We start from the raw sequence: 9,783 nt of genomic DNA, 5'->3' as shown, positions 1-9,783 counted from the left end.
GTCAGCCGTGCGTGGTGTGGGTCAGGAGAAGTCCTGCCACAGCACGGCGATCAGGATGTTGATCAACCCGAGGCCGCCCGTGGCGTGGGCCAGCCCGGTCGAGACCGGCTCGCCCTTGTTCTCCTTGCGCCGGCCCAGTAGAGCCGTGATGAAGACCCCCAGACCGACGACCAGCTTGACGCCGATCTTGGCGTGGTTCACCGGGCCGTCACCCATCTCAGCCAGGCCGGCCAGCAACAGACCGGAGACGATCATGCCCCAGGAGCCCCACCATTGTGACTTGGTGACAGTCGGGTTCTTGAAGTGGGCCAGCCACCCGCCGACGATCGCGGCGGCGGAGATGATGTGGATGGCGACGAAAAGAGCGGTCACGACCTCCACGGGCTACAGCCCCAGCTCGTGGGCGAACTCGCCGGCCTCGAGGCGGGCCTTGACGGTTTGCAGGAAGCGTCCGGCGTCGGCACCGTCCACGAGGCGGTGGTCGTACGTCAGGCTCAGGTACATCATGTGCCGGATGGAGATGGTGTCATTGCCATCCGGATCGGTGATGACCATGGGCCGCTTGACGATGGTGCCCACGCCCAGGATCGCCACGTTGGGCTGGTTGATGATCGGGGTGTCGAACAGGGCACCCACCGAACCGAAGTTGGTGATGGAGAAGGTCCCGCCGCTGAGCTCGTCCGGGGAGATCTTGTTGTTCCGGGTACGGTCGGCCAGATCGGCGATCTTGCCGGCGATCCCGGACAGGTTCAGCGAGCCGGTGTCCTTGATCACGGGGACGAACAGGCCCTTGTCCGTGTCCACGGCGATCGCGATGTCCTCGGAGTCGTGGTAGGTGATCTCCGAGGTCTCCACGTTGAACTCGGCATTCAGCTTCGGGTGCTGCTTCAGCGCCTCGGCCGTGGCCTGGGTGATGAAGGGCAGGTAGGTTAGCTTCACGCCGTTCTTCTGCTGGAAACTGACCTTGGCCTTGCCGCGCAGGGCGACGATGCGGGTCATGTCGATCTCGTGGACCTGTGTCAGCTGGGCCGAGACGTCCAGGGACTCCCGCATGCGCTTGGCGATGGTCTGGCGGATACGCGGCGCCTTCTCGGAGGTGCCGCGCTTGGCCGGATCCACGGTGCTGGCGGCAGCGGGAGCCGGAGCCGAGGCTGCCGCGGACGGGGCAGCCTCGGCTGCCGGGGCCGGTGCGGAGCCGGACTGCTTGGCCTTGGCTGCCTCTGCGGCCACCAGGACATCCTGCTTGCGGATGCGGCCACCGACACCGGTGCCCACCACGGTGGACAGGTCCACATCGTTCTGCTGCGCCAGTCGGCGCACGAGCGGCGTGACGTAACCATCACCCGGGGCCGAGGCCTGGGTGGAGGGGGTCGGCGTGGGGGCGGGAGCGGACGGTGCCGGCTCCTCCTGCTGCTCCTGCTTCTGCTCAGAGCTCGGGGCCGGAGCGGACTCGGACTGCTCGGCCTTGTCGGCACCCGTGTCCTCGGGCTTCTCCTCGGACTTCGTGTCGGACTTCTCTTCGGCAGGCTCCGCCGGCTTGTCCTCGGCGGCCGATCCGCCGCCGGAACCGGAACCGACGAGTGCCAGGACGGCACCGACTTCGACGGTCTCGTCTTCCTGGACCTTGATCTCCTGCAGCTTGCCGGCCACGGGGGAGGGGATCTCGGTGTCCACCTTGTCGGTGGAGACCTCCAGCAGGGGCTCGTCGACCTCGACGTCGTCGCCGATCTCCTTCAGCCAGCGGGTGACGGTGCCCTCGGTGACGGACTCGCCCAGGGCGGGCAGGGTGACCTCTGTCGACTCTCCTGAGTCCTGTTCCTCAGCGTCCTCGGCGGCGACCTGCTCGGAGGACAGCTCCTGTCCGTCGGTGCTGCTGTCCCCGGCCTCGTCATTGGCCGGGGCCGCAGCGGGTTCTTCTGTGGCTTCCTCGGCGGGTTCCTCTGCATCGGTCTCAGCGGCAGCCGGGGCGCTGTCGGACGAGCCGCCGCCGGAGCCGGACCCGATGCGTGCCAGCGGGGCGTCGACCTCCACGGTCTCGTCCTCCTGGACCAGGATCTCCTCAAGGATGCCGGCCACGGGGGACGGGATCTCGGTGTCCACCTTGTCGGTGGAGACCTCCACCAAGGGCTCGTCGACGGCGACCTCGTCGCCGACCTCCTTCAGCCAGCGGGTGACGGTGCCTTCGGTGACGGATTCACCAAGGGCCGGCAGGTTCACGGTTTCAGACATGTCGTCCCGTTTCTCCTCAAGTGCGTGCCGGCTGCCCGCCGGCGTGACGATGGTTGGTGGCCGACCCCTTGGGGGGGCCGGCCGGTTGCTGTTCTTCGGTGCTGTCAGCCGTGCAGCGGGTGGCCGTTCAGGGCCATCGCGGCTTCGCCGAGGGATTCGTTCTGGGTCGGGTGCGCGTGGACGAAGGCGGCCACGTCCTCCGGGTAAGCCTCCCAGTTGACGATCAGCTGGGATTCACCGATCTGCTCGCTGATGCGCTTGCCGATGCCGTGGACGCCGACGATCGGACCGTTCTTCTGACGGACCATCTTGATGATGCCCCCGGTGCCGAGGATCGAGGACTTGCCGTTGCCGGCCAGGTTGTAGGTGGTGGTCTCCACGTTGGACTCGCCGAACTTCTCCTTGGCCTTGGACTCGGAGTAGCCCACGGACATGATCTCCGGTTCGGTGAAGGTCACCTTGGGGATGTTCACGTCCTCGACGATGATCGGGTTGTTGCCGGCGATCTCCTCGGCGACGAAGTGACCCTGCTGGTAGCCGCGGTGGGCCAACTGGACGCCGGGGACGATGTCACCGATGGCGTAGATATTGCCCACCCCGGTGTGCAGGCGCTCATTGGTGATGACGAAGCCCCGGTCCAGGGGGATGCCCTGTTCCTCGTAGCCCAGGCCCTGGGTGACCGGGCCGCGGCCCACGGCGACGAGGCAGACCTCGGCGGTGAACTCCTTGCCGTCGGCCAGGGTGACCTTGACGCCATCGCCGGTCTCCTCGACCTTCTCGAAGAAGGTGCCCAGGTTGGACTTGATGCCCTTCTTCTTGAACTCGCGCTCCAGGATCTTGATGATCTCCGGATCCTCGTTCGGGACGAGGTGGTCGAGGCCCTCGATGATGGTGACGTCCACGCCGAACGAGTTCCAGGCGGATGCGAACTCGGACCCGATGACGCCGCCCCCGAGGATGATGGCGGACTTCGGCGTGTAGTCGAGCTCGAGGGCCTCGGTGGAGGTCATGATCTTGCCACCGATGGGCAGGCCGAAGGTCTTGGCCTCGGAGCCAGACGCCAGAATGATGTTCTTCCCGGTGTAGCGGGTCCCACCGACCTCGATCTGGTTCTGGGAGACGAGCTTGCCCTCACCCTCGATGACCTGGACCTTGCGCATCTTGAGCAGCCCGGTGAGACCCTTGTACTTGCCCGCGACGATCCCGTCCTTGTAGGACTTCACCCCGGCCATGTCGATGGACTCGAGGGTCGTGTGGACGCCGTACTTGGCGGAGTTGCGGGCGTCGTCCGCCAGTTCGGCGGCATGCAGGTACGCCTTCGTGGGGATGCAGCCCCAGTGCAGGCAGGTGCCGCCCAGCTTTGCCTTCTCGATCAGTCCCACGGTCATCCCATACTGGACGGACCGCAGCGCGGCGGCATAGCCGGCGGAGCCACCGCCGAGGATGAGTACGTCGAATTCCTGGGCGGTTGCCTCTTCGGCCACGATGGTGCTCCTCACAATCAGGTGCCAGGGTCTCCGGCACCCTTCGGGGTTGGGTGATGATCCCGTCGGGATCGTCGCTGTGATGCCTGGGTTTTACCTTAGCCGCACGGGACCACTGCCTTCTACTTCCCGCGCGGTAGACCGGCACGTCGCTCGAGGTAGGCCACCAGGGTCCGGACCATGACGCCGGTGGCGTCCTTGGGTGTGTAGCCGTAGGCTCCGGAATCGTTGAAGGACGGGCCGGCGATGTCCAGGTGGACCCAGGGAGTGGGCTCGGCCTGTGCTGCCTCGGGGGCGCGGCCGGCGTCGACGAACTCCCGCAGGAAGGCGGCGGCAGTCATCATGCCGCCGAAACGGTCGCCCACGTTGGACAGGTCCGCCACCGTGGAGTCCAGTGAGGCCCGCTGGTCCTCCGGGATCGGCATGGCCCAGGCGGTCTCCCCGCTCGCGTCTGCCGCGGCCACGAGTTCCGTGCGCAGGTCCTCCGTGCCCATCACGCCGGTGGTCCGGTTGCCGAGGGCAATCATCTGCGCCCCCGTGAGGGTCGCGATGTCGATCACCGCGTCCGGCGTCTCGTCGGTCGCGGCCACCAGTCCGTCGGCCATCACCAGGCGTCCCTCGGCGTCGGTGTTCATGACCTCCACGGTCTTGCCGCCGTACATCGTGATGACGTCGGAGGGGCGCTGGGCGGTGGCGGAGGGCATGTTCTCTGCCATGCACAGCCAACCGGTGACCTTGACGGGTAGCTCGAGTTCGGCCGCCGCGGCGACCACGGTCGCCACGGTCGCCGCGCCGGCCATGTCTGATTTCATCGTGGTCATGGACGTCGGCGGCTTCAGGGACAGGCCCCCGGAATCGAAGGTGATGCCCTTGCCGACGAAGGCGATGTGCGGGGCGGTCCGGCCAGCCGCTGCCGGCGTGTACTCGAGCTTGACCAACCTCGGTGGCCGTGAGGACCCCTTGCCGACGTTGAGGATGCCGCCGAATCCGTCCTGCTCCAGCTTCTTCTCATCCCACACCGTGACCTTGATGGGCAGCGGCCGCACAGCCTCGGTCACCTCCTCGGCGAAGGACGCAGGGAACAGGTGGGACGGCGGCGTGTTGACCAGGTCGCGGGTCGCACGAACCGCGCGGGCCACGACGGCGGCGCGCTGCAGCACCGGCCCGGTCACCTTGGGCTTCAGCGAGGTCACGACGGCGGCGCGCTCCACCGGGTTCTTCCCCTTCGCCCGGGCCTCGGACGAGCGGAAGGCGGTGAAGGAGTACGCGGCCAGTGCGGCTCCCTCGGCAACCGCGCCCAGCAGTTCCGGGGTCTCGGCCGGCAGGCCCAGGGCGACGGAGGGGGTTCCCGAGAGCTGGCGGACGGCCGCACCGGAGGCACGGCGCACGGCCTCAGTGGACACCCCCGCACCCGGCTCGCCGGTGATCCGGCCGACGCCGGTCAGTACCAGTAGGGGGAATGGCAGGGGGTCCAGCCCCGGGATCCGCACGACCTCATCGGCGGCGCCAGTGACGCCGAGTGCCTCGAGCGAATCCGCCAGGGCGCGTGCGCCGGCGTCGGGAAGCGGGTTCGGCAACAGCACCGGCCCGTCATCGGTGGAGCAGACGCCGACGACCAGGGCAGAGGCGGCATTCTTGCTGTTCTGGGACAGCTTGGGTCCGATGGCGGTCAGGACAGGGCTGAAATCGTTGATCACGTGGGTGGTTCCCCTCGATGGCGATGAGCATGGGCGGTGGTTCCGGGTCTGTCTCGATCCTAGCCACGGAATACGCGCAGGCCACAGTACGTTGGTATCACCAACAGGGGCTGGAACCGCTGATCGGCCCGGCCCCGATGTACTACCCTCCCTGACCCGAGGCACCGGAAGGACGCACCATGCAGGATCCCACCACGCTGTTTTCGCTCGAGCCGGCCGGCCGCGACCTGTTGGCCGGTGGCTTCGACGGTGCCACAGCGCTGCGCGGCCTGGGCATGCTGGCCGTCTTCGGCGGACACATGGATGCCGGTCATCTCTCTGAACAGGTGCGGGACACCGTCTTCGACTCGTTGGACCACAAGCTGCTGGCCAGTTTCGACGCGGACCAGCTGATCGACTACCGCTCACGCCGGCCGCAGATCACCTTCGACGGCGAGCGCTTCCGCGACTACCAGACCCCTCGGCTGCAGCTGCATCTGGTCTCAGACGCCCTGGGTCGGCCTTTCCTGCTGCTGTCCGGACCTGAACCGGACTACCAGTGGGAGCGTTTCGTCTCCTCGGTGCTGTTCCTGGTGGAGAAGCTGGACGTCAAGCTCGTCGCCCTGGTGGACGCCGTGCCTATGCCCGTGCCGCATACCCGGCCCCTCGGCGTGACGGCCCATGGGAATCGAGACGAGTTGGTGGCGGGCCTGTCCACCTGGAGCCCCCAGGCACGCATGGTGTCCGGCGTCGGTCAGCTGCTGGAGTTGCGGCTGGATGAGCATCACCGCGGAACCACTGGGTACACCCTCCATGTCCCGCACTACCTCAACGATGCCGCCTACCCGCAGGCCGCCGTTGCCGCGCTGGAGTACGTGGGGGCCGCCCTGGGCCTCATGCTCCCCACGGAGAAGTTGCGCGAACAGGGCCGCGAAGTGGACCGCGAGCTCGACCGCCAGACCGGCTCCTCGCGTGAGGTCACCGCCATGGTGGAAGGCCTGGAGAAGAACTTCGACCAGAACTCGCCGGGGGCCGGCCGCTCCCTGTTGGTGGGTCCAGACGAGCAGGTCCCCGATGCCGAGGAGTTGGGTGCGGCCGTCGAGGAATACCTGCAGAGCCAGCCGCGCCATGCGTTGGACGCCGGCGGGGGCTTGCAGGCGGAGGAGCAGTGGGCGGCCGCGGCCGGGGACGCAGAGGTGGACTCCGAGGGCCCTGCGGAGCCCACAGCCGCGGAGGACACCGAGAGCGGCCCGGCGGAGGGGCCGGACCACCGCCCCCAGGACTAGAGCGCTACTCCACACCCGGCAGAGACCGCCCACAACCCCACAATCGGGGGTGTGGGCGCTTCCGTGTCCGGCAGGGAGGCGGAAGCGTGGAGGCCATGCACACAGACTTCCCCGACGACCGTGTCCGTCCCGGCTTGCCGGCCTCGATGCCCGCCCCGGTCCAGGCCGCCGAAGTGGCCGACCTGATCAGTTACATCCAGCACACGCTGGGCTTTCCGCCTCGCAACAGCCTGGCGGCCATCAGCATGTCCGGCCGGAACTTGGGTGCCGTCCTGCGTTGCGACTGGGTCCCCGGCACGGTGAGGACGTGGGCGGACCACTCCGCCAATGCCCGGCAGTTCGCCGGCCATCTGGCCCGGGACCAGCTGGCGGACGGTTGCGTGGCCGTGCTCTTCCGTGATGATGACTGGCAGGTCGAGGTGGACGCGGCCTGTGCGGGCTGGAGAGGGGCCGACCGTGAGAGAGCGCGCGCCGGTGAGCCTGGCAACGGATCCGGCCATGCCCTGGATCCGACCAGCAAGTCGGATCGCCTGCTGGCAGCCGCACTGGAACGCGAACTCAGTGCGGCCGGCCTGCCCCTGATGGAGTTCTGGTTGGTGGCCAGGGGCCGCCTCTGGCACGTGGACTGTCCCGCACCGGGGTCCTGCTCCGATCATGGAACACCGGCGTCCTGGGCCGAGACCAGCGTTGTCAATACCTCCCTGATCGTGGAGGGGTCCGTGGTGGAAGAAGAACCGCGGGGCAGTGGGCTGCCATCCGCCGCCGAGGCAATCTCCGTAGAGCTCGCCTGTGCGCTGGAGAACATCAGGAAGGTCGGCCACGAGGTCAGCGACGAAGATGAAGCCGAGGCCCTCGAGGAGCTGGTGTCCTGGATCGGGGCCTGGGAGCGGATCCTGGCGGGTGAAGGGCTTCCGGAGAATCCGACCGAGAGGGCCGTCCTTATGGCCGGTCTGCTCCTGGTCGAATGGCGAGACTGCCTCCTCGCCGCCGCGAGCTTCACTCTGGAGCGCGCTCTGTCCGGTGCCGCCTGGATCGGTACCCTGCCCGTAGAGGCGTCATCGGTCTTTGACGCCGAACCCCGCGAGGTCAACGGAGTGCTCTATTCTTCCGTCATCCTCGCCGCCAGCCGCCGCGCACCGGATTGGGAGCGCGTCGCCCACCTCAAGAACGCCTGCACAGGGCTGCTGCCGGAGGCCGCCGGTCCGGTGGCGTCGGCCCTCAGGTGCCTGGCGGCCTGGGTCGAATGGGCGAGGGGCCGTGGTTCTGCCGCCGGAAGGATACTGCTCGAGTGCCGGCACGAGGATCCGGACTACCCGCTGGGACAGCTGCTGGGGGAGATCGTGGACCGGGGGATGCTGTCCGGCTGGGCCGCCCGGCGTGAGACCGCCTGGTCGGCCACTGCCCGCAGGACGGACTGAGACCCGGTACCCGTGGCCCGCCCGGGCGATCTGGGGCGGCGCGCGGAAGTCCCTGATGCGTCGGTCCGGTGTCTGCCGTGGCATAATCGGCGGGGCCGACCCCGGTGCACGTTGACATCCCTCCACCTGCCGAATCCCCGACCACACCTCGGGGTTCAGAAAAATGGTGAGGGCGGGAACAAAAGTGCCAGGGGGGTCGTTGACCACATGAAGACCCTGCGTCCGCGGGTCCGGAAAAACGGGATCGTCATCCCGTGGCCTCCGGGTGCAGTTCCAGCGGATTTGACAGGGTCATAGTGGTGTTGACCGTTAGGGGCCCTTCGGGATGCCCGTACGAAAGGTATTGAGTGACTACTTCTTCCAAGAAGACCGAGACGCAGGGCAGCACGGCCGTCGAGGACGCCGTTGCGGAGGACCAGGGGGCGGCCAAGGCCACCGCTCGGACATCCGCCCCGAAGTCGAGTGCCACGAAGACCTCGGCGACCAAGTCAGCCGCGAAGGCCGGACGGGCCAAGGCGGCGGTCGCGAAGCCCTCCGAAGAGGCCGTGGACTCCTCCGACTCTGACGCTGAGACCGACGAGGCCAATGACGCCCCGGTAGCCTCGGCTGAGGCCGACGAGACCAGGACCCGCGGTGGATTCGTCGTCTCCGATGCGGAGGACGACGCCCCGGTTCAGCAGGTCGTGTCCGCCGGTGCCACGGCCGACCCGGTCAAGGACTACCTCAAGCAGATCGGCAAGGTCGCCCTGCTCAACGCGGAACAGGAAGTCGACCTGGCCCTGCGTATCGAGGCCGGCCTGTATGCCGAGCACAAGATGAAGGACGAGCCCCCCACGGAGGCCCGACTGCGGCGGGACATGGAGCTGGTCATCGCCGACGGCCGGCGTGCGAAGAACCACCTGCTCGAGGCCAACCTGCGTCTGGTCGTCTCCCTGGCGAAGCGCTACACCGGACGCGGCATGCTGTTCCTGGACCTCATCCAGGAGGGCAACCTCGGCCTGATCCGTGCCGTGGAGAAGTTCGACTACACCAAGGGCTTCAAGTTCTCCACGTACGCCACGTGGTGGATCCGCCAGGCCATCACCCGCGCCATGGCGGACCAGGCCCGCACCATCCGCATCCCGGTCCACATGGTCGAGGTAATCAACAAACTCGCCCGCGTGCAGCGTCAGATGCTCCAAGACCTGGGCCGGGAACCCACCCCGGAGGAGCTGGCCAAGGAACTGGACATGACCCCGGAGAAGGTCGTCGAGGTCCAGAAGTACGGACGCGAGCCGATCTCCCTGCACACCCCCCTGGGTGAGGACGGCGACTCGGAGTTCGGCGACCTGATCGAGGACTCCGAGGCCGTGGTGCCCGCCGACGCCGTGAGCTTCACACTCCTGCAGGAGCAGCTGCACTCGGTCCTGGACACGCTCGCCGAGCGCGAAGCGGGTGTGGTGGCCATGCGCTACGGCCTGACGGACGGCCAGCCGAAGACGCTGGACGAGATCGGCAAGGTCTACGGGGTCACCCGCGAGCGCATCCGCCAGATAGAGTCCAAGACCATGTCAAAGCTGCGCCACCCCTCGCGCTCCCAGGTGCTGCGGGACTACCTGGACTGAGCCGGACCGTCCCGTGCCGGCCGCCTCGAACCAGAGGGTGAGGCGCCCCGGACGGCGGGACACCCACCGCAGCACCAAGGCCCGGC

General features: G+C 67.9%; 7 protein-coding genes. 3 read left to right on the top strand and 4 right to left on the bottom strand.

Translation table 11 applies throughout. The annotated features are described in order from the left end of the window. Positions 1-21: 21 nt before the first annotated feature. The 4 genes from ABD134_RS05560 to ABD134_RS05545 form a co-directional block, all read right to left on the bottom strand. Positions 22-381, bottom strand: coding sequence for a hypothetical protein (locus ABD134_RS05560; protein ID WP_344227397.1), 360 nt, complete (start codon positions 379-381; stop codon positions 22-24). Positions 382-384: 3 nt separating this feature from the next. Next, positions 385-2,229 (bottom strand): 2-oxoglutarate dehydrogenase, E2 component, dihydrolipoamide succinyltransferase, encoded by a 1,845-nt coding sequence (gene sucB, locus ABD134_RS05555; protein WP_344227396.1) that lies wholly within the window; start codon positions 2,227-2,229, stop codon positions 385-387. A 104-nt stretch (positions 2,230-2,333) separates the two neighbouring features. Next, positions 2,334-3,713 carry a dihydrolipoyl dehydrogenase gene (gene lpdA, locus ABD134_RS05550; protein WP_115931458.1) on the bottom strand — a complete coding sequence of 460 codons (1,380 nt, stop codon included), beginning with the start codon at positions 3,711-3,713 and terminating at the stop codon, positions 2,334-2,336. A gap of 122 nt (positions 3,714-3,835) precedes the next feature. Then, complete coding sequence (locus tag ABD134_RS05545; protein ID WP_378108336.1) at positions 3,836-5,410, bottom strand: leucyl aminopeptidase; 1,575 nt, start codon at positions 5,408-5,410, stop codon at positions 3,836-3,838. A 179-nt stretch (positions 5,411-5,589) separates the two neighbouring features. Between ABD134_RS05545 and ABD134_RS05540 the strand changes: the two genes are divergently transcribed. The 3 genes from ABD134_RS05540 (at position 5,590) to ABD134_RS05530 (ending at position 9,697) form a co-directional block, all read left to right on the top strand. Then, entirely contained in the window at positions 5,590-6,675 is a 1,086-nt protein-coding gene (locus tag ABD134_RS05540) for a PAC2 family protein (RefSeq protein ID WP_344227393.1), read from the top strand. 95 nt (positions 6,676-6,770) lie between these two features. Beyond that, the gene (locus ABD134_RS05535) at positions 6,771-8,093 is read left to right on the top strand and encodes a DUF4192 family protein (protein ID WP_344227391.1); all 1,323 of its coding nucleotides are present in this window, start codon (positions 6,771-6,773) and stop codon (positions 8,091-8,093) included. Between the two features lie 347 nt (positions 8,094-8,440). Beyond that, positions 8,441-9,697 carry an RNA polymerase sigma factor gene (locus ABD134_RS05530; protein WP_344227389.1) on the top strand — a complete coding sequence of 419 codons (1,257 nt, stop codon included), beginning with the start codon at positions 8,441-8,443 and terminating at the stop codon, positions 9,695-9,697. The last annotated feature ends 86 nt before the right edge of the window (positions 9,698-9,783 follow it).

Source organism: Citricoccus alkalitolerans, assembly GCF_039528175.1.
Taxonomy (GTDB): domain Bacteria; phylum Actinomycetota; class Actinomycetes; order Actinomycetales; family Micrococcaceae; genus Citricoccus; species Citricoccus alkalitolerans.
Note: the sequence above shows the minus strand (reverse complement) of the source record. Positions and strands in the feature narration are given on the sequence as shown.